The sequence below is a fragment of the Rickettsia endosymbiont of Oedothorax gibbosus genome (genome assembly GCF_936269705.1).
In the GTDB taxonomy this organism is placed as follows: domain Bacteria; phylum Pseudomonadota; class Alphaproteobacteria; order Rickettsiales; family Rickettsiaceae; genus Tisiphia.
In genome coordinates, this window is record NZ_OW370493.1 from 1,753,635 (window position 1) to 1,773,601 (window position 19,967).

The window sequence follows — 19,967 nt, forward strand, 5'->3', positions numbered from 1 at the left end:
TATCATATATAACTTCTTTGGCTTGACGGTCAAAGGAGAAAATATATGACAACATACGAAAGTTTAAATCATTCTAAATGGGATTGCAAATATCATATTGTGTTTATTCCAAAGTGTCGTAAAAAAGAATTGTACGGGAAGGTTAGAAAATATCTTGGGAACGTATTCCATGAGTTAGCTTTTCAACGTGGGAGCAAGATCATAGAGGGGCATATGGTACAAGATCATGTGCATATGCTCATCAAGATTCCTCCTAAATATTCTGTAGCTGAAGTAATAGGCTATATCAAGGGGAAAAGTGCTATAGCCGTTGCTAGGCAGTTTGGTGGAAGAAAACGTAATTTTAATGGAGAAAAGTTGTGGGCTAGAGGTTATGCGGTCTCAACTGTAGGATTTGAAGAGAATCAGATCAAACACTACATTAAGAATCAAGAGCAACTTGATAGTTTAGGCTCTGACGAATCAGGAGAATTTTAATTAACAATGGCAGCCCTTTGGGCTGCTCATAACCGTCAAGCCCCTCGCTTTGCGAGGGCGTTCTGACTCTAACTCCCGTATATAATAATGTTTTAATTATTACTACATGCTTCATATTACGAGATTGCCAGACTACTTTATAATATTTATCTATTTCCTTTTCTGTTGGTACATATGGTAATTTCTTGTCTTTATGGTTCACCTCAACATTTAATTCTTTCCGCAAGTGCCGAAAAAGCTCACGTAAATAATCATAATTAGGATATTCTGACCTTAAGGATTTAGCTAGTTGCTTAGCTTTTTGACGAACAGGGGTACGTTCAATGTTACTAATCATACTGTTACCATTTGTTTTGGCTGTTCTATGATTAGGCGTTGAGTTAAATCTAATGGGAATAAGCCGTATGGATTAATATGGTTATGAATTAAAGGTGTTAATCCTCTTTTATCTTCGTCAGTTAGTTTATGTTGCCAAATTGGCTCAGATAATACTTCTTGAATAATCAATGTGTTAATATATACCATACATACCTGCAATAAATGCAAGCAGACTATAGCTAATTCTTGGTCATCTTTGTTATTGGTAGATATCTCACCTAACTTACCATAAAATATGAACCCCATGATACTATTCAATCTTTCAACAACATTTAATGCTTGATTTATCTCAATACGTAGTGCTTCCGACATTAAATAACGACATAGGAATATTGTCTTTACCGCATGACCAATCTCAGTTAGAGCCTTATAAACAGGATGATCAGCATTATTATTACTAAGGATTTTAAACATTACTTCAGGTTCTACTGTCCCTGTTCTTAGTGCTGCTAGGTATCTTACTACCTCATGATAGTATTGGACAATTAACTGCCAGTTAATTGATGATTTTAAAATAGCAGTTAAATTCTGATAATTATTTTTATCCTTGGTTGCCGAGTAATATAATTTCTGTTTTTTTATGTTCTTAAGTCTAGGTAATAAATCAAAATTTAATAGGTGACTAAAAGCAAAGCCAATAGTACTTTGTCCATGGGTATCTACATAAGTTTTTTGCATATCCATTTTAGTACAATGATCAAGAACTCCTTTAATCATGCTACCTACTTCTGAAGAAGAACAAGTTTTTAGTTGGGAATAGATACAGGTGGAATTTTGATCGACATGCCAATAAATCATCACTCCACGTCCTTTGTAGCGTGTATGCCACTCAGTCATTAAATTTTGATCCCAGCTACTTACCTTAGTTGGACTAGTGTTAAGAACAAGCTCTTTTGCCGCCACTTAGAATTAAATTGGAAAATCTTTAATCCTTTTTTCATACTCAGATTGGCAATCTCCGAGTGATAATTTTGAATACATCTCCAATGATTGACGACTCTCATGTCCTGAATATGGCTGAATTAATGCGTCATCTACGCCTTTTTTCTTCATCCAAGTAAAAAGAAAATGTCTTAATGTATGAGGAGATATTGAATGCTCAATACCCGCTTCTTTTGTATAGTTCATTAATATTTTTCTAATGCCTCGATCAGAATATGCCATCTTCAAACTTGATTCAAATAAATATTTTGAATCATTTCTTTTCATATTTTCTAGATGAACAGCTAATATTTCCTTAAAACTATCAGGAAACGGAACTATTCTGTCCTTCTTTCCCTTACCTTGCACAACTTTTATCTGACAATTATCTAAATCTATGTCAGATATTTTTATATTTACTAACTCAGAAACTCTCACCCCGGTATAAAGCAATGTTTTAATCATTACTATATGCTTCATATTTCTAGATTTCCATACCGTGTTGTAATATTTATTTATTTCCTCTTCCGTAGGCACATACGGCAACTTCCTTTCCTTACCACTCTTTACTTCTACATCAAGATTTTTTCTTATATGCCTGAATAATTCTCTTAAGTAATTATAATCAGGCTTTTCTTTTTTCAGATGTTTGCAAAAATATTTAGCTTTTTCTCTAACTGGCGTACGTTCTAATATCATAATAAGCAATTAAATAGTTATCCCGATTAACAAGCGTTTATTAAAATCTAACGGAAAAAGACCATAAGGATTTATATGACCTGAGAATAACGGTGTTAATGCTCTATAGTCTTCAGGCATAAACCTGTTCTGCCAATGTGGCTGTGATAATATTTGTTGAATAATCAAGGTATTGATATAAACCATACATACCTGCAACAGATGTAAACATAATACCGATAATTCCTGATCTTCAATATTGTTCGTTGCAATGTGACCTAGTTTACCGTAAAAAATAAAATCCATTACATTATTAAGGCGTTCAACAATATTTAGTCCTTCATTAACTTCAATACGTAATTCTTCCGAGGATAAATATTTACACAAAAATATGGTTTTATTGGCTTTGCCTAGTTCTACCAGTGCCTTATATACCGGATGAGCGTAATTATTATTACTAAATCTTTTGATTAATACGGATGGTGTAACTATTCCTAGTTTTAGGGCAACCATATGTTTGACAGTCTCATCGTAATTATCTTCTAATAACTCCCAATTTATACTTCCCTTTAGGATCTCTGAAATATTTTTATATTTATTTCTATCTCTAGAATCAACGTAATACAATTTTTGCTTATTGATTGCCTTTAGTCTCGGGCATAAGGAGAAATCTAGTAAATAACTCACGGCAAAACCTATTACACTTTGTCCATGGGTATCGACAAATACACGATTCATGTCCATGTCCGTATCATGGTCAATAATGCCTTTTATCATGCTACCTACCTCTGATGAGGTGCAATCCTTTAACTGCGAGTAAATACATAATGATTTCTTGTCAACATGCCAATAAATCATTACTCCTTTCTTACCATAACGAAAATGCCATTCGCTCATTAGATTTTGATCCCAAGCAAACAGATGAGTTGAGTCACAGGCCACTGTTGTAGTAGCCTCTCCCCAAACATCAGGATTTCGTGTTTTTAAAACGTTATTAACCATTGTACGAATAGCATTTCTAATGTTTGTAGCATTAATATGGCGTTTTTTTACATAACGTAAATCACTATAATTAACATTATCATTAGCAATGCTGATTCTTTTTAATCCGGTGTTGCTACCAATGCCAAATATACATAGTAATAGTCTTCTTTGTAGATCAGAACTATTGATATTGCTGCTTTTACCAACAGTTTCAAGTTCCTTAGTAAAATTGATTCTTAGATCGCACTCTTTTAAAATATCAATTAAGTGTATACTTGACCACTTATTATTGATTTCTTGCTGTAACTTAATAATATTATCAGGTTCATCCTGTGAGTCTAAGGGAGTAAGCTTTATATTGTTACCAACTTTACTTTGTTGGATCTTTACAAACTGATTATTAGGAATATTTGCATTTAATGCATCTAAGCTGTTAGTAAGTGAAGTCTTTAATTTTTCTACGAACTCCTCGAATTTTAGCGGTAACCCAAGTAACTCATAATATGATTCTCGTTTCTCAATAAAGTCCTTCGGTAAGTCCTTATTCGGATCTCTATAACGGTAACTTTTATTAACCCAAATAGCTTTAAAACCAAGAAGTTCTTTAATCTGTTCTAATATGGCTAGTTCATAATTATATTTATTTATTCGCAATTGACCTTTTTCTATTTTAAAGATCATGCTATACCAGTTCTGTGGGATAGCTCTATTGATTGGTGGGATATTAATATAGTAAGCTAAATCTGATTCATTCCAGTATTGGTTGATAAAACGAATTGCCTTTAAGATAGGTTGATAATCAATATGATCTTCAGAAATTTGTAATATTCTTATTATCGCAAGTAGACTACCTCTATTGCCATAAGCATAGGTGGTATGCATTTTTTCTCGCACCTGAGCCTGATACCACTTACTACCACGATGTTGTAGATCTTCAATTACTTCTTCCAGCTTCTCCTGAGGCACTACCGGATAAACTTTGTCCTCAATAATGCTTTTAGGATTTTTTGCATTTAGTATAGCCAACTTTTCTAGAATATCAAACTTTCCGTCAACACGCTTAACTTCCTGAAGAATATGACGGTCTACATGCTTCTCTGCTCCGGCTCGCATCTTTTTAATTAGTTTAATCATGGTATCTATTAAGGCATCCAACAATAGCTCCAGTCTTACACTACAGAATATTGCCATGGTGGCATATTTTATAGTCGGGGCAAAATCTAGAATATTGCTAGGTGCAAAAACCATCACACGTTCATAATATTTTAATAATAATTTTCTGTCTACTGACTCTATTATGCAGTCAGATAATTTGATTTGACCTAGTAAATTGATTTTATTTATGGCACATTGAATATTCTTAATTTTAGCTCCAGAGATATCTTTTTTAAGTTCTGATAATTCTATAATGTTATTATCCTCATCACTATTTTTACTAAGAATGCGATCTATTAAAAGAAGATTTCCTTGACTTAAATTATCAAATATTTTTCTAAAAAATTGTTGTTCAAATTTTTGTTTAGCTAACGAAATGTAATTTTCTAATTGTTTGGTATTAACAATTTCTATTCTATCTTTGATGAAATATGTACGTATTTGTTCAAGTAGCACTGAATCTGAGAAATGACGCGGTATCAAGTCATCTACAAGATAATTCATTATTAATGTAATATCCTTGGCATTTGCTACACGATATCCTAAATACTGTCTGATATCCTGACGATACCTTTCTCCAGTACGTGTATCCCAGTCAAATGTAATAATTTGTGTTGGATCAATATCTAAATGTTTGGCAACCTGTAACAATAATTGCATCGAAACTGTGTTAGCTTTATTAGAGGGAAATTGTATGTATTTTTTGAAATACACTAACATTATTGCAAAAGTTAACTGATTTGATTGACCTTTCTTTTTCTTGCATAAATTTAAATCCTCTAATGATAAATTATATTGCATTTTTATCTGTTCCTAGAAATCACAGTGTCGGTATTGATTTACTCGATTTTATTCATATTACAATTATTTTGCAATATATTTTTTGCTCTAACAATAAAAAAGTGTAAACATTATTTTTTTAGGAACTGTAAGTGGCGGCAAAAGAGCTTGTTCTTAACACTGGTCCAACAGATGGGGTAATAGAAGAAGTAACTAGGTGGCAAAATCGTTGTTTAGATAGGGTGTATCCAATATTATACTTGGACTGTATCTATGTAAAATCTAGAGACAATCACATAGTAATAAATAAAGCAGTATATTTAGCACTTGCTGTAAATATAGAAGGGAAAAAGGAGTTATACCAATTGCAATAATTAACGCAGTGGTGTAAAATGGGTTTTTAACTGATAAAGGTACTCAAATGGCTAGGTTAATATTACCACAAGGTTTTCATGGTCATGATTTTATAAAAATGATGAAACATGAGCCGCATGGTCGAAATCGTATACGTTTATTGGCGATGTATCACCTTCAATTAGGCAAATCTTTAAAAGCCATATCTGAAATAGTGAAGTCACACTGGAAAACTGTGCAATCATGGCTCAGAAGATTTAGGAATCATGGTTTTGAAGGATTATTTGAATCACAAAGAAGCGGCGCCCCTAGGAAGATTAACACTATACAAGAGTCTGCTCTTTTTGATAAAATCAATACGCTCAGTGAAAGTAAAACTGGTGGGTATATAACTGGAAAGGAGCTACATATCATGTTACTTGAGGAATATGGTGCTAAATGCGCTTTAAAAACAGTCTACAATACTATGCACCGCCTTGGTTTTAGCTGGATTACTTCTCGTTCAATGCATCCAAAGTCAAATCAAGAGACTCAAAATACATATAAAAAAACTTCCCAGACATGTTAACAAAATTATTACCAAAAAATATCGATAGATGTAAAGTTGATATATGGTCTCAGGATGAAACTCGAGTTGGGCAACAAGGTAGCTTAACTCGTATATGGGCTAAGCGTGGCACTAGACCCCGTAAAGTTCGGCAACAGCAATTCATTTCAACATATATTTATGGAGCTGCTTGCCATGATACAGGAGAAGCTTTTGCATTAATTTTACCATATGCAAACACACAGGCAATGAATAAATTCTTAGAAGAGCTTTCTCGCAGTATTCAAGGCAACCGACATATAGCTTTACTAACGGATAATGCAGGTTGGCACACAGCCAAAAAACTAACTGTGCCAAGCAATATCACTTTGATACCGCTTCCGCCCTATGCACCGGAACTTAATGCAATGGAACAAGTTTGGGAATGGATCAAAAATCATTTCTTGTCTAACCAATGTTATGGTGTATATGAAGATATCGTCACTATGGCTTGTTACGCTTGGAATCAATTTGCTCATAATGTAGATTTAGTAAAATCAATTATGTATAGAGACTGGATAAACACACCGTGTTAATTATTGCAATTGGTATTACTTGGCATTTGGATAGGCAAAAATGAAGGTGCTAAATTTTGGATGCAAGTAGTTACTGAGTTAAAGAATCGAGGAATTGAACAAATTTATGTTGCTTGTGTGGGGTTTAAAGGGCTTTCCAGAAGCTATAAGCAGTGTATTCCCGAGTACTATAGTACAATTATGTATTGTACATATGGTTCGCAATTCAGTAAAGTATGTGTCATATAAAGATTTAAAAGAGGTCACATCAGATCTAAAACAAATTTATACAGCTAATAATGACGAAATGGCACGTTTAAAACTTCAGCAATTTGGTGTAAAATGGGATAAAAAATATCCGGTAATTTCTGATATTTGGCAACGTAATTGGTCTGGGATAATACCGTTTTTTGCCTTTCCTGAAGAGAACAGAAAGGTAATTTATACTACTAACACTATAGAATCTGTAAATCGTCAAATTAGAAAAATTATCAAAAATAAGGGGGGTGTTTCCAGATGATAAGTCAATTCAAAAAATAATATTTTTATCCCTACAAAATGCAGCCAAAAAATGGACCATGCCTATTAAAGATTGGTCTTTAGCTTTAAATCAATTTGAAATACTTTGTGGAGATTTTAAATAGAGCCTTTCTAATTAAGTGTGTAAATTTTTCATAGGGCTTAAATTCTACCTTCAAATTTTATCAAAAAGTGAGCCATAGCTGCGTTCCAGTTTGGAATCGGCATAACCCATTTCTTGGTCATATAATCAATTGCCAAATATAAGGTCTTAAAAACGGCATTATCATTTGGAAAAACCCTTTTATTCTTAGTAACCTTACGTAATTGGCTATTGACAGATTCTATACTATTAGTTGTGTATATTACTTTCCTTATCGCCTCAGGGTATTCTAGAAAAACCATTAAATTTTCCCAATGAACATACCAAGATTTAGCAATTTGTGGATACTGTTTACTCCATTTAGCTTCAAAAGATTCTAAAGCAAGATGTGCTTCTTCCTCTGTGCTAGCAGTATATATAGGCTTTAAATCAGCCGCTAATTCTTTTCGGTCTTTATATGATACATATTTTAAACTATTTCTAATCTGATGTACAATACATAATTGATGTTCGGTTTTCGGAAAAACTGCTTCTATTGCCTCAGACATACCGGTTAAATTATCACTGCAAGCAATAAGCATGTCTTGCATACCTCTGTTCTTCATCTCAGTAAAATTACCAAGCCAAAATTTAGCTCCTTCATTTTCACTGTTCCACAATCCTAAAATATCCTTCCTTCCAGATAAATCAATACCTAATGCTACATATACAGACTTATTGATAATTCGTTTATCTTGACGTACTTTTACTACTAAACAGTCAAAAAATACTATAGCATATACTCGATCCAATGGTCGGCTTTGCCATATCTTGACATCCTCAATTACATCATCAGTAATTTGACTTATCAAACTTTCGCTAACGTCAGCTCCATACAATTCTTGCATTTGAATCTTAATATCAGATAAGCTCATTCCTTTAGCGTATAACGATATTATTTTATCATCAAATCCTTCAATACGTCTTTGACGCTTCGGAATTAATGCAGGTTCAAATGTACTACTTCTATCCCTTGGAACCTCAATCTCTACAACTCCATTATTTGTTACTAGATTCTTTACTTTACTACCATTACGAACATTATTGCTATCAGTATGACAATATTTATCATATCCTAAGTGATTATTCATCTCTGACTGCAATGCCTTCTCTACAAGCCTTTTGGTTAATTGTTTTAATAAACCATCCTCTTTAAATAAAGTTGATATATCTGTATCATTATTTATTAATAAATCTATTGCTTGATTCATTGCTTCATTTTGTTTGTGACGCATTATAATTTCTCCTTTTGTTATATTATATTTTTATATAACCTTTGAAAAATTTACACACTTATTTGTACAGAGCCTTTAAATATGATTTATTGGAAAATAAAAAATGAACTTTGTGAGTAGACCTAACCAATTGCTTGGTTAAGCCCCTCCTCAGAACCGGACATGCAGAGCTACCGCATCCGGCTCCCGAAAGGTAAGATAGGCTTGTACCCTATTTTTTTTTTGTTGGTTTTAGAACATTGAAATGGTCTTCCACTTATTTGGAAAGTCGACCCTTTTGAGTATTTCAGCTAATCTTTGCCAATTCATCTTACGCTTCCCACCCATTCTATTAAACCACCCATATATTGCTCGCCTAGTTTGGTGAATAAATGAACTTACTCGTCTTTGATTATCTGATATACCATGATAATTGATCCACCCCTTTGTAGCTCTAATGACTTGCAATAATATCTGTTCTTTGCCCCTCTCATTAAGGTGACTTCGTAGATATTCTCTTAGCCCTTTAAGCTTCTCGGTAAATCGATCTTTCCTTGTGGTATATTTTAATCTCCATATGTTACCAAACCTTGATTTACCCCAATAGCAAGTAAAGCCAAGAAAATTATAACTCTTGATCTTCTTACCTTGCTTAGCTAAGTCCTCAGCATGGTATCTACCGGACTGAATCATCTGCGATTTAGCTTCATTGATGTTCAAGCCATACTTGTTTAATCTTTTGGGCAAAACCTCATAAAACTTCCTCGCGTCTTCTTCATTCTCAAAGACGAACACCATATCGTCACAATACCTCACCATTCCAGTTTGCCCTCTTATGTTTTCCTTGCTGATTTTAGCAAACCAACAGTCAATAACATAATGTAGGAAGACATTTGCCAAAATTGGTGATGTTTTAGACCCTTGGCGGCATCCTTCCTTGTTAGTAACTGTAATGCCGTTTTCTATAATTGGTGTTTCCATCAGTTTCATAACTAGTCTTAGGAATCTTTTGTCAGATATTCTCTTTCTTAGGAATCCCATCAACTCAGAATGTTTGATTGAATTGAAGCACTTAGTTATATCAATTTCAACTACAGCTCCTTTATTGAAGTTATACGTAAGTCTATTCAACTCCTTAAGTGCATCATGGGCGTTTAATTTAGGTCGAAACCCGTAAGAACATTTTAAGAATATTGGCTCGAACACTGAGTTTAATATCTTGCTTACTGCCGACTCGATTATCTTGTCTTCAAAGCATGATATTACCAAAGGTCTTTTGCCTCCATCTTCTTTTGGAATCAATGTAATTCGTGCAGGTTTAGCTTGATATTGCCCCTTGCGAATTTTAGTAAGGAGCGAGAGCAAATTTGCTTCCAACTTCTTACCATAAACCGCTTTGGTTATACCATCTATTCCTACAGCTTTCTTGCTATCAAGTTCCTTATATTGTTCTTCTAACATCTTTAAATCAATAATATGTCCAAGATTATTAAACTTTATGTCTTGATTTTGTGATGATAGCAACTTTATACGCTCAAGTTTCGTTGACCATGTATTTCCGTCTATGCTGTGTACGGTCATTGTTTCCCTCTTACGTTCTTACCTTTCTGTCAGCCCTTCGCTCCACTCCCATTACGAAGCTTCATCACTACTACAACTGACTCAGCCATCCTTAACACCATCTCCAAAGCCTTATGTTTCGGCACTTGTACTTTGAATACTTACTTAACTCAGTAAGAGTTATAAGGACTTCTCAAGTTGTGTCATTAATCTCTACAAACTCGCTGACGCCTGAGACCCCGATGGTTGAAAACTTTCGGATTTTCGCTAGTTTGACCTCTAGTTTTCTCTTGTCTACTGCGTTGTGTAGCACATCGACTTCCACTACCAATATCATTTCAGGGCTATCACGTTCACCATTTGGTTTCGGCTCGGATGTTTCGCTGTCTACGCTTTACTACTGTCGTTACCTTCAGCAGCACAAGACTCGCTATATGGTGGAGCTAGCTACTCCTTCCATAACAGGACTTTCACCCGTAAGATTAATGCACCTTATCTTGACGCACACACAAATTAAATGATTGACTCCATTTTTTGGCTGCATTTTGTAAGGATAAAAATATTATTTTTTGAATTGACTTATCATCTGGAAACACCCCCTTATTTTTGATAATTTTTCTAATTTGACGATTTACAGATTCTATAGTGTTAGTAGTATAAATTACCTTTCTGTTCTCTTCAGGAAAGGCAAAAAACGGTATTATCCCAGACCAATTACGTTGCCAAATATCAGAAATTACCGGATATTTTTTATCCCATTTTACACCAAATTGCTGAAGTTTTAAACGTGCCATTTCGTCATTATTAGCTGTATAAATTTGTTTTAGATCTGATGTGACCTCTTTTAAATCTTTATATGACACATACTTTACTGAATTGCGAACCATATGTACAATACATAATTGTACTATAGTACTCGGGAATACACTGCTTATAGCTTCTGGAAAGCCCTTTAAACCCCACACAAGCAACATAAATTTGTTCAATTCCTCGATTCTTTAACTCAGTAACTACTTGCATCCAAAATTTAGCACCTTCATTTTTGCCTATCCAAATGCCAAGTAACTCCTTTTTCCCTTCTATATTTACAGCAAGTGCTAAATATACTGCTTTATTTATTACTATGTGATTGTCTCTAGATTTTACATAGATACAGTCCAAGTATAATATTGGATACACCCTATCTAAACAACGATTTTGCCACCTAGTTACTTCTTCTATTACCCCATCTGTTATGGTGGATATCAAGTCACCAGATACATCAGTTTGATATATTTCTTCTAAATGCCCTCGGATCTCGCTGACTGTCATACCGCGACCATAAAGGGATATCACTTTCTCATCAAATCCATTAAATCTCCTCAGCCCTTTTGGTATTAATTGAGGATTATACTCTCCTTCCCGATCTCTTGGTACTTCTACTGTCAGCTTACGACCATCCCCATCAATTACTGTCTTCTCATAGCTACCATTACGACTATTATTATCTACTTTTGGCATCTTGCTATGTTTTGAATATCCTAATTCACGATCCAACTCACTTGCTAATATTTTCTCAACTATTTGCTTCTTTAGCTGTTGAAATAAACCATCTCGACCAAATAACTCCGATGGATCTGCTTTTGATAATAATTCTTCTACTAGCTGATTACTGATGTTTAATGTATCTTTATCTGTATCTAATTTTTTAGCCATAATTCCTCCTTGCTTGCTTAAGTTACTTTTTTACAGTAATCTCTTACTGCTTTCTTTGCAACTTACACAAACTATAGGACAGACTCTTGCGAGGAGACCGTAAGGTCGACGAAGCAATCCAAAAAATGACCAGGAATGGATTGCTTCTTGGCTCACGCCTTCTCGCAATGACGTTTTCATGCTGTTTAATACTTATACAATAAAAATTGTAGGGTGCTATGAGCTACACCACCCGATCTTCTTCTTGTGTTAAAAATTCCTCCAGCTTTTCTCTTGTGTAATCTTTTTCTTCTAAGATTACTTCATTGTCAAAAATATGTTGCACTGTTTTTTCTTCTAATAATGGACCTTTTAAGTGCTCAATAGATCGAGGGTTTTCTTGATAGAATTTTAATATTGCTTTTTCTTGACCTGGAAATCTCCTTGCTTGAGTTATAACAGCATTTTTAATATCATCCTGTTCAATACGTAAATTCTTAACTTGCATATATTCGGATAACATCAGACCTACTCTAACACGACGTAAGGCTAGCTTATTATAGTACTCATTAATTTCTGCTTCTGATTTATCTTTAAATATTGAATCTGAGTCGTTACTTTTCTCCGTTTGAGATTTTAAAGTATCTACTTCCTGAGCTATTAAAGATTTGGGAACATTAAACGTTAATATCTCTTCTAATTGATCAAATAATCTCATTTTCATTAAAGTATGTATATGCTCCCTATATTCATCTGCTATACTTTTAGAAATATTAGTACGCAATTCTTCAACTGTCTTACAATTAAATTTCTTAGCAAACTCATCATCAACGACTATTTCATCAGCAGAATGTACCGCCTTTACCTGAACAATAAATTTAGCAGGCTGACCTGCGATTTGTTCCATATGATATTCTTTTGGGAATGTAACATTAACCTCTACCTCATCTCCAGCTTTACTACCAATAAGCTGATCTTCAAACCCATCAATAAAAGCTCCACTACCAATTACTAATTTGTAATCTGTAACTTTACCACCTTCAAAAGGCTCATTATTGACATAACCAATCGCATCAATAGTAACTTCTTGCCCTTTTTCTACTTGTCCTTTGTTTTCTTTAGTATAATTTTTTGATATAGATGCAAGCTTATCTATTTGCTTTTTAAGATCCTCTTCCTCAATGACTAATTTTGGATAAGTGATTTTAATTTTTTTGAAATCTGGTAATTCAACATCAGGTAGCAGCTCAAATTTTAGAGTAAATTCTAGATCCTCATTATCTTTATCACATAAATCTTCTAATTGAGGATTACCTACTGTTTTGAGTTTATGATCTTTAACAATATGCTGTACTGCGTGATTAATTTCATGGCTTACCACATCAGACCTAACAGACTGCCTATATTTTTGATTAACAATGTTAATTGGCACTTTTCCAGCACGGAATCCATTAAGTTTAACTTTTTTTGATAAACTATCTAATTCTTTTTGCACTTTATTGGCAATTTTAGAAGAAGGAAGGACAACTTTCACTTCAAAATCTAGACCTTCATTTTTAAGTTCTGTGACTTGCATACTAAAAACTCATTAGCAATATTAAAATATCATGCAAAAACTTGAAGAATTGCTAAACCAATCACTGCAATTTTTGCGTTATTTATTTGTGGTGCGGATGGAGGGACTTGAACCCCCAAGCCTTGCGGCACTAGAACCTAAATCTAGTACGTCTGCCAATTCCGTCACACCCGCATAGTGTATCTTGACTATTTATCAACTAGTTTCAGCTAGAAATTTTGTCAGAGCATTATAATACACATGATATAAGCTTTGTAAATCTCTAACTTTTGTATATTCATTAATTTTATGTGCTGTATCAGATAATAAACCAAATTCCACAACAGGACAATAATTTTTGATAAACCTCGCATCAGAAGTACCACCACTAGTAGATAATTTTGTAGATATTTGAGTTGTATCGGATACTACTTGAACAAAATCAGCAATTAACCCTGTTGGTTCTTGGATAAAATAATTAGCTGAAGATACACTACTTAATTCATATTTAAATTGGTATTTAGCACAATATTTGGTAACTATCTGCTCTATCAAATCTGTTATGCTAGATGACGAATGAACATCATTAAAACGAACATTAAACTTTGTTGTAACTTTCCCTGCTATTACATTAGTTATATCATTGCCTACATCAATAGAAGTAATTTCTAAATTTGACTGTTGAAAAAATTTACTCCCTTCATCTAATCGATAATTAACCAACTCATTAAGTATTTGAACTAAAGGATGAATCGGATTATTGGCTTGTAATGGATATGCTACATGCCCAGCTGTACCATATAGAGCTAAGTTAAAGTTAATACTTCCACGTCGACCAATTTTTACGGTATCCCCTACTTGATGTTCATTTGTTGGTTCGCCTACAATAGCAAGATCGATCAAATTATTATCATGTTGATGCAAATATTTTAGCATTTCTACAGTGCCATATTTGCCACTTCCTTCCTCATCACTAGTAATTAGAAAACTAATTGAACCATTAGGAACTTTAACACATTCAATGAACTGCAAGCTAGCAGCCAAAAAACATGCTATCGCTCCCTTCATATCAACAGTTCCCCTACCATAAATTTTATCACCCACCTTACTTGCTATAAAAGGATCATTAAGCCATAATGCTCTATCACCTGCTGGCACAACATCAACATGTCCAGCAAAACAAATATTAGGACGAGCCGTACCATAAACAGCATAAAGATTGGTTACTTTATAATTATCTTCACCAAATATTTTGGTTTCAGTCTTAAAACCATTTTTTTCTAATAAATTACCAATATATTCAATACAACCTTTACTCTTAGGGGTTATTGATTGAAAACTAATCAATTTTTCAAGAAGTTGTATATACATATTCCAACTATTCTCGGACAACCAAAACCGACACCCCAGAATGCCGCACAATTTTCGACGCATTAGGACCTAACATATAATCTCTAAGCTGTGGTCGTACTGCTGAAATAATAATTAAATCAGCTTTTACTTCATTAGCGTATTGTATTATTTCATCATAGACCGCCCCTCGACCAATATGTAATTCAACTTCGATCTCCTCAGGCACATATTGTCTAATTAGTTCTGTTACCTGTACCCGATATTTTTCTTTTTGATCTTTTGCCCAGCTTTTAGGCAAATAATCCTCAACCATTTTCATACCAAAATCCGAGATGATATAAAGAAAATGTAATTTGGCATTAAAGATAGTAGCAAAATTTAAAGCTTTGGGTAATATCGCCTTAACCGATTGTTTATCCGACAAATCTAATGGTATTATTATATTTTTAAACACAATTAACAACTACTCCGATGTTTATCTATTTACTTACTTTACGCTTTTAGATTTACCTACGACGTCATTGCGAGGAGACCGTAAGGTCGACGAAGCAATCCAGAAAGTGACTAAAAATGGATTACTTCGCTCACATACGTTCGCTCGCAATGACGTGTTTTAGATTTATCTATTTCTTACTGCTGAATGTTTTGGCAAAATAAAGTTATTAGTATCAGCAAAATGATTAATATCGATATTATATAACATATAATTAGAATGTTTAAAATGTTTTACATTTTTATGAAACATACCAATAAATTTATCCAATAATTTAGCATCCATACTGCTATTAGTAACTAAAATTGCCGTTACTGCCACTGTATTCAAATCTGCAGTAATTCCAGGATATAATCTTTTATCCAGCAATCCCTTATGAAAAGCTTTATTAGTGGCTAGTAATTGTTCAATTTTATCATTTTCCATAGGTATAAAATCAATCCCGCAACTATTAGCCGTAAATCCTACTAAAGCATTAGGATGACCTACCGTCATAATCATCACATCAATTTTACCATTACAAAATTGTTTTATTGACTCTTCGTAACTCATTTCATCGCAATCTATTGGCTCTTTGGTAAAATTATATAACTTCCTGATAGCATTGTAAGTAATGGTATTACTAGACAATGACAAACCATTTGATATTCTCTTCCCTTCAATATCTGAAAAGCCTTTTATTTTATCCTTATCCTGACTTTTTACTACAACAGTAAAAAGCTCGTCATATAAATTAAGCACCTGACGCATTTCTTGCATTTTCTCTGTATTAGCATAATGCCCAACAGCTTCAAACGCTTCCAATGCTATATTGGATTGCACCAAAGCTAAATCTATCTTACCTTCTCTTAGCAAAGTTAAATTTTCAACACCTCCATTGGTAGGTACTACTTCACAATTTACAGTTTTATCAGCTAAAGTAATGGTTCTACACAAATCCAATCCGATAGAGTAATAACCTTTCAAAATCGAACCAGAACCAATTCTTATTGTTTTTTGCGAAGCTAAGACACAATTATTAGTACAAAACAGACAAAAAACTACCAATAAAACTCTAAAATTGTTCATAAATATAATATACACTATAACTAATTGACCACTAATATTTTTTAAGATAAATAATTAAAAAAATTATCTTCTTTACCATATTAGCAACGAAGCAATGTCTCAACGTCATTGCGAGACCGCGTAGTGGTCGAGGCAATCCATTTTTTATTGCTTTTATGGATTGCTTCGTTGACCTACGGTCTTCCTCGCAATGACAGCACGATGTGTGCTTATTCGGTACTAATTCAGGTTAATTGACCATATCACTCTATATAATCATATCAAGTTCAGTTTTTTATACATTTCTTCATAAGATGAATATGTATTTATATTTAGACCTTTACTTGATTCTTTTAACACGTTAACAGATTCTTCGTTTAATTTTTTCTCTTGATCTATTCTAATGTATATAGCTTCTCTTACAAAATTCATTATCGTATCTTTTTTGTACGCAGTATGAATTTTTAAAAACTGATGTAGTTCATTAGGAATATCGATACTTAATCTTGTCATTTTCATACTCACGCTCATTTTTAATAGCCACTTAAGTAAGTATATCAGTAAATTATAAAAACTGAAAACCAAATTTACATTAATTTCTTGGTAAAACCTTAAATTTAGCTAGTTCGTATGAAAAATTCCTATTCCTTATAATATTCTTCTCCAATTTCAATTTCAGCCCGGTTGTTTGACTTACGCCAATTATTGCTGTCCCTTAGTGAGTAGATACAGCCACAATATTCTTGCTTATAAAAATTCTCACGTTTAGCTATTTCGTACATTCTACTACTCCCTCCTGATTTTCGCCAATTATAGGTCCAGTAAGTTATTCCATCGTAATGAGAGGCAGCTTTAATGCCTGATTCATTAATTTGATTCATGTCTCTTAACAAACTTGTGGTAAAGGCTCTATTCTGGTCACCTCAAAACCCAATTTTGCAGCCTGCTTTTGAAGATTTATCACCATCGTTTCCTGGTATTGTTTTTCATAAGCTTCAATTCCCTGTTCTACATAGTCTTGACCATATTTTAACAAGCGATAAAACATACATGCCTGTTTTCTTGCTGTAGCAGTAATAGCTTTTGGAGCATTAGCTCTACTTTTTATTCTTCTGTAAAATCCTGCTAGTGCTGATTTACCTTTACCTAGGTTAAGTGCCGCCATCCTAAATGCCATACTTGCTTTATTTTGTACCTTCTTTGTTCTGGTATCAAATACTTTACCACCAGTAATTTTATTAGTAGGGCTAAAGCCAAGCCAGGATACGAAATGTTTCTCTGTTTGCCACTTACTCATGTCTAATCCCACTTCCGATATTATTGTTTGTATGCTTAATTCGCTAAGTCCTGGAATTTGGCTACAGTCTACTCCCACTGTGTTATATAATGATTGTTGCAAATCAAACTTGGGAGCATTTTTACTCTTGTGTTGCCTTTTACCATTTGGCAAATCATCGTCACTACGTTTATCAAATTTTTTGTAACATTCCTCTATGACGGAGTCACACTCACTAACTTGTTTTAGATAAAATTCGTAACCTTCTAGTTCTTGCTTTAACACCATCAGATGTTCTTTGCGATAATCTCCTTCCAGTGCTTTAATTATAGTTTTCTCGTTACTTTTTATACGAGAATCTCTAAATGTTGCTAATTTGTTTGCATCCCTCTCACCAGCTATAATTGCTTTTATTATGTTCATTCCTGTTACACCTGTTATATCACTAATCACATGATGTAATTGGATATTCATTTCATTAAGCGCTTTCTGCATACGGCATACATGTGTTGCAGCATTTTTTATTAATCTATCTCTTTGTCTGGTAAAAGCTCTTAGTTCACATATTTGGTCTTCAGGACGAAATGAAGCATTTAATAATCCAAAATTATGTAATCGCTGTAACCACTGACAGTCCTTAATATCTGTCTTACGTCCTGGTACATTTTTTACATGTCTTGCATTAACTAACATAACTTCAAAGCCACTGGTCTCTAAAATTTGGAATAGAGGAATCCAATAGACTCCTGTTGATTCCATAGCGATTGTTTTAATACCACACTGTTTTAACCAAGTTGCCATTTCTTTTAGATCACTTGTAAAAGCTGCAAATTTTCTAATGTTCTTTTCATCCCTGTCAGCTGGTACGCAAACGTAATGTTCTCTAGAACCAACATCGATACCTGCTGCGTCAGGATTAATTACAGCCAATTTTTGCTCTTTATTATTTGTCATAAAATTACTACTCCATTAAATATTATTTGTCATAAAATTACTACTCCATTAAATTAGACCGAGCTAATTTTAAGTTGGAGTGTTTAGTGAAATTAATCTCTTAAACGAGGTCACTTATGTATTATAGAACACATAATGCCATCAATGATTTTACCAACAGCTCCAAAACCATGCTTTCCAACGGACTTGCATTGCACCAGTGACAGTACCGGTTATATCTCTTTAACCAACTCGGCTGACTTAAACTTTAACACAGGATAACCGCAAACACCACCCCTTGTGGTTGATAGTTCACCGATAACAGTTTGTTTATGTTATTAACCTCAGTTTGATGTAAAAGGAAGGTTGAGATTGTTTAATTTTCCAAAAGCTACAGAAATTTTATTAGGCTTAAAAACATAGGCAAGCAGTCCAGCTAATACGTTAGTTTGAAAATTCATAACAGATCTATGCCTTGTATGGTCTATATGACAAAGGTTTTTTAGTTGATCGTTAATGGTTTCAATAATATACCTTTTATTTAAAAACCGCTTTTTAATAGGATCTATTATTCTTTCTTTCATATTACTTTTAATTTTTGTTATTAGTTCTAAACCTTGATTAGCAAGGGATTGAGTGAGTTTTTTACTGATATACCCACGATCACCAAAAAGCCAGCCTTGTAATTTATCTACTAAATTTTCTACCACTGCTCTATCATCAACATTTCCTGGAGTTAAAGAAAAACTCATAATCTCTCCGCAACTGTTAATGACAATATGTAGCTTACAACCAAAGAACCACCCAGTGGAAGTCTTACCTCTTTTTGCTATGTCTTTGAATACTTTATGTCTATTAATTCTTAAATTATGGCAAGCAGGAAGTTTAGTAGAGTCGATATAATATTGACCAGTTTGTTTTCCTGATAGGCTTTTTAGCAGTAATACCATGGGCATGAAGCTCATTGGCATTAACTGAACAAAACGACTATAGCTCACAAGTTTTGGAAATTCCTTTCTATAACTTTGACATAGGTAGCATAAATAAAAATCTTTAAAGGTACGGTAGTGACTCAAGTGAAACATTACTATAATAGTAATAATCTCTGAGAGTCCTATACTGCAAACTACTTTACGCTTAAGGTTAGGATTTGGTAATATATATTTATTTTGCTCCGTATCAAAATGCTTGCAAAAATCATCAATTAAGCAGAAAATCTCCGTAAGAGGGATCATAATATATTCTCCAATTTTGTTGTTATTATTTGAGAACTTTATAATCCCTCCCTTCTTACTTTTCAAATATTCTTTCTCCTAACACACTAGTTTGAAAGAAGGTTTTATTTTTACCATAGCTCACCACCAACAGTTTGT

The 19,967-nt window shown here is 33.6% G+C and carries 17 protein-coding genes, 1 tRNA gene and 4 pseudogenes; 5 read left to right on the top strand and 17 right to left on the bottom strand.

Features of this window, described 5'->3' with window-relative positions; genetic code table 11:
* Positions 1–45 precede the first annotated feature (45 nt).
* Complete coding sequence (gene tnpA, locus NBW66_RS09530) at positions 46–477, top strand: IS200/IS605 family transposase (protein WP_250310729.1); 432 nt, start codon at positions 46–48, stop codon at positions 475–477.
* Here tnpA and NBW66_RS09535 read toward each other — a convergent pair.
* The 4 genes and pseudogenes from NBW66_RS09535 to NBW66_RS09550 all read right to left on the bottom strand — a co-directional run bounded on the left by NBW66_RS09535 (position 422) and on the right by NBW66_RS09550 (position 5,394).
* Positions 422–814: a hypothetical protein gene (locus tag NBW66_RS09535; protein ID WP_250310840.1), complete on the bottom strand. Its 393-nt coding sequence runs from the start codon at positions 812–814 to the stop codon at positions 422–424. The genes tnpA and NBW66_RS09535 overlap by 56 nt on opposite strands.
* Positions 811–1,719, bottom strand: a pseudogene (locus NBW66_RS09540) (Tn3 family transposase); the annotation flags it as partial. The gene NBW66_RS09535 and the pseudogene NBW66_RS09540, both read right to left, overlap by 4 nt.
* Positions 1,720–1,764: 45 nt before the next feature.
* Entirely contained in the window at positions 1,765–2,475 is a 711-nt protein-coding gene (locus NBW66_RS09545) for a tyrosine-type recombinase/integrase (RefSeq protein ID WP_250310731.1), read from the bottom strand.
* A 9-nt stretch (positions 2,476–2,484) separates the two neighbouring features.
* Positions 2,485–5,394 carry a Tn3 family transposase gene (locus NBW66_RS09550; protein ID WP_250310841.1) on the bottom strand — a complete coding sequence of 970 codons (2,910 nt, stop codon included), beginning with the start codon at positions 5,392–5,394 and terminating at the stop codon, positions 2,485–2,487.
* Between the two features lie 167 nt (positions 5,395–5,561).
* Here NBW66_RS09550 and NBW66_RS09555 point away from each other — a divergent pair.
* The 4 genes and pseudogenes from NBW66_RS09555 to NBW66_RS15065 all read left to right on the top strand — a co-directional run.
* Positions 5,562–5,732: pseudogene (locus NBW66_RS09555) on the top strand (transposase); the annotation flags it as partial.
* A 62-nt stretch (positions 5,733–5,794) separates the two neighbouring features.
* Positions 5,795–6,295, top strand: coding sequence for a helix-turn-helix domain-containing protein (locus tag NBW66_RS09560; protein ID WP_250310542.1), 501 nt, complete (start codon positions 5,795–5,797; stop codon positions 6,293–6,295).
* A complete protein-coding gene (locus NBW66_RS09565; RefSeq protein ID WP_250310543.1) occupies positions 6,289–6,849 on the top strand; it encodes an IS630 family transposase in 561 nt (186 codons plus the stop codon). The genes NBW66_RS09560 and NBW66_RS09565 overlap by 7 nt, the downstream gene beginning before the upstream one ends.
* A 15-nt stretch (positions 6,850–6,864) precedes the next feature.
* Positions 6,865–7,472 (top strand): annotated as a pseudogene (locus NBW66_RS15065) (IS256 family transposase); the annotation flags it as partial.
* Positions 7,473–7,509: 37 nt separating this feature from the next.
* Here NBW66_RS15065 and NBW66_RS09585 read toward each other — a convergent pair.
* From NBW66_RS09585 to NBW66_RS09640, 13 genes and pseudogenes are all read right to left on the bottom strand, one after another.
* The gene (locus NBW66_RS09585) at positions 7,510–8,724 is read right to left on the bottom strand and encodes an IS256 family transposase (RefSeq protein ID WP_250310568.1); all 1,215 of its coding nucleotides are present in this window, start codon (positions 8,722–8,724) and stop codon (positions 7,510–7,512) included.
* A 231-nt stretch (positions 8,725–8,955) separates the two neighbouring features.
* Positions 8,956–10,284: a reverse transcriptase domain-containing protein gene (locus NBW66_RS09590; RefSeq protein ID WP_250310618.1), complete on the bottom strand. Its 1,329-nt coding sequence runs from the start codon at positions 10,282–10,284 to the stop codon at positions 8,956–8,958.
* Between the two features lie 461 nt (positions 10,285–10,745).
* A complete protein-coding gene (locus NBW66_RS15070) occupies positions 10,746–11,126 on the bottom strand; it encodes a transposase (RefSeq protein ID WP_410525791.1) in 381 nt (126 codons plus the stop codon).
* On the bottom strand, positions 11,116–11,958 hold the full coding sequence (locus tag NBW66_RS09595; RefSeq protein WP_410525792.1) for an IS256 family transposase: 843 nt from the start codon (positions 11,956–11,958) through the stop codon (positions 11,116–11,118). Before NBW66_RS09595 ends, NBW66_RS15070 begins: the two co-directional genes overlap by 11 nt.
* 223 nt (positions 11,959–12,181) lie before the next feature.
* The gene (gene tig / locus NBW66_RS09600; protein ID WP_250310843.1) at positions 12,182–13,513 is read right to left on the bottom strand and encodes a trigger factor; all 1,332 of its coding nucleotides are present in this window, start codon (positions 13,511–13,513) and stop codon (positions 12,182–12,184) included.
* An 89-nt stretch (positions 13,514–13,602) separates the two neighbouring features.
* Positions 13,603–13,687: transfer RNA gene (locus NBW66_RS09605), tRNA-Leu, on the bottom strand.
* Positions 13,688–13,708: 21 nt separating this feature from the next.
* Positions 13,709–14,863: a succinyl-diaminopimelate desuccinylase gene (dapE, locus tag NBW66_RS09610; protein ID WP_250310844.1), complete on the bottom strand. Its 1,155-nt coding sequence runs from the start codon at positions 14,861–14,863 to the stop codon at positions 13,709–13,711.
* A 7-nt stretch (positions 14,864–14,870) separates the two neighbouring features.
* On the bottom strand, positions 14,871–15,299 hold the full coding sequence (locus NBW66_RS09615; RefSeq protein ID WP_250310845.1) for a universal stress protein: 429 nt from the start codon (positions 15,297–15,299) through the stop codon (positions 14,871–14,873).
* Between the two features lie 165 nt (positions 15,300–15,464).
* Positions 15,465–16,406, bottom strand: coding sequence for a TAXI family TRAP transporter solute-binding subunit (locus tag NBW66_RS09620; RefSeq protein ID WP_250310846.1), 942 nt, complete (start codon positions 16,404–16,406; stop codon positions 15,465–15,467).
* Positions 16,407–16,661: 255 nt separating this feature from the next.
* The gene (locus NBW66_RS09625; protein WP_250310847.1) at positions 16,662–16,898 is read right to left on the bottom strand and encodes a hypothetical protein; all 237 of its coding nucleotides are present in this window, start codon (positions 16,896–16,898) and stop codon (positions 16,662–16,664) included.
* A 128-nt stretch (positions 16,899–17,026) separates the two neighbouring features.
* Positions 17,027–17,272 (bottom strand): annotated as a pseudogene (locus tag NBW66_RS09630) (epoxyqueuosine reductase QueH); the annotation flags it as partial.
* Positions 17,272–18,615 (bottom strand): IS110 family RNA-guided transposase, encoded by a 1,344-nt coding sequence (locus NBW66_RS09635; protein ID WP_250310848.1) that lies wholly within the window; start codon positions 18,613–18,615, stop codon positions 17,272–17,274. The gene NBW66_RS09635 and the pseudogene NBW66_RS09630, both read right to left, overlap by 1 nt.
* Positions 18,616–18,938: 323 nt before the next feature.
* Complete coding sequence (locus NBW66_RS09640; RefSeq protein ID WP_410525793.1) at positions 18,939–19,829, bottom strand: IS982 family transposase; 891 nt, start codon at positions 19,827–19,829, stop codon at positions 18,939–18,941.
* Positions 19,830–19,967 lie beyond the last annotated feature (138 nt).

What these genes read in the sequence shown, in the direction of transcription:
- NBW66_RS09620 (WP_250310846.1), bottom strand. Translation starts at nt 16,406, where the DNA reads ATGAACAATTTTAGAGTTTTATTGGTAGTTTTTTGTCTGTTTTGTACT.
- NBW66_RS09565 (WP_250310543.1), top strand. Translation starts at nt 6,289, where the DNA reads ATGTTAACAAAATTATTACCAAAAAATATCGATAGATGTAAAGTTGAT.
- NBW66_RS09640 (WP_410525793.1), bottom strand. Translation starts at nt 19,829, where the DNA reads ATGATCCCTCTTACGGAGATTTTCTGCTTAATTGATGATTTTTGCAAG.
- NBW66_RS09585 (WP_250310568.1), bottom strand. Translation starts at nt 8,724, where the DNA reads ATGCGTCACAAACAAAATGAAGCAATGAATCAAGCAATAGATTTATTA.
- NBW66_RS09625 (WP_250310847.1), bottom strand. Translation starts at nt 16,898, where the DNA reads ATGACAAGATTAAGTATCGATATTCCTAATGAACTACATCAGTTTTTA.
- NBW66_RS09560 (WP_250310542.1), top strand. Translation starts at nt 5,795, where the DNA reads ATGGCTAGGTTAATATTACCACAAGGTTTTCATGGTCATGATTTTATA.
- NBW66_RS09545 (WP_250310731.1), bottom strand. Translation starts at nt 2,475, where the DNA reads ATGATATTAGAACGTACGCCAGTTAGAGAAAAAGCTAAATATTTTTGC.
- NBW66_RS09550 (WP_250310841.1), bottom strand. Translation starts at nt 5,394, where the DNA reads ATGCAATATAATTTATCATTAGAGGATTTAAATTTATGCAAGAAAAAG.
- NBW66_RS09535 (WP_250310840.1), bottom strand. Translation starts at nt 814, where the DNA reads ATGATTAGTAACATTGAACGTACCCCTGTTCGTCAAAAAGCTAAGCAA.
- dapE (WP_250310844.1), bottom strand. Translation starts at nt 14,863, where the DNA reads ATGTATATACAACTTCTTGAAAAATTGATTAGTTTTCAATCAATAACC.
- tig (WP_250310843.1), bottom strand. Translation starts at nt 13,513, where the DNA reads ATGCAAGTCACAGAACTTAAAAATGAAGGTCTAGATTTTGAAGTGAAA.
- NBW66_RS09635 (WP_250310848.1), bottom strand. Translation starts at nt 18,615, where the DNA reads ATGACAAATAATAAAGAGCAAAAATTGGCTGTAATTAATCCTGACGCA.
- NBW66_RS09595 (WP_410525792.1), bottom strand. Translation starts at nt 11,958, where the DNA reads ATGGCTAAAAAATTAGATACAGATAAAGATACATTAAACATCAGTAAT.
- NBW66_RS09590 (WP_250310618.1), bottom strand. Translation starts at nt 10,284, where the DNA reads ATGACCGTACACAGCATAGACGGAAATACATGGTCAACGAAACTTGAG.
- tnpA (WP_250310729.1), top strand. Translation starts at nt 46, where the DNA reads ATGACAACATACGAAAGTTTAAATCATTCTAAATGGGATTGCAAATAT.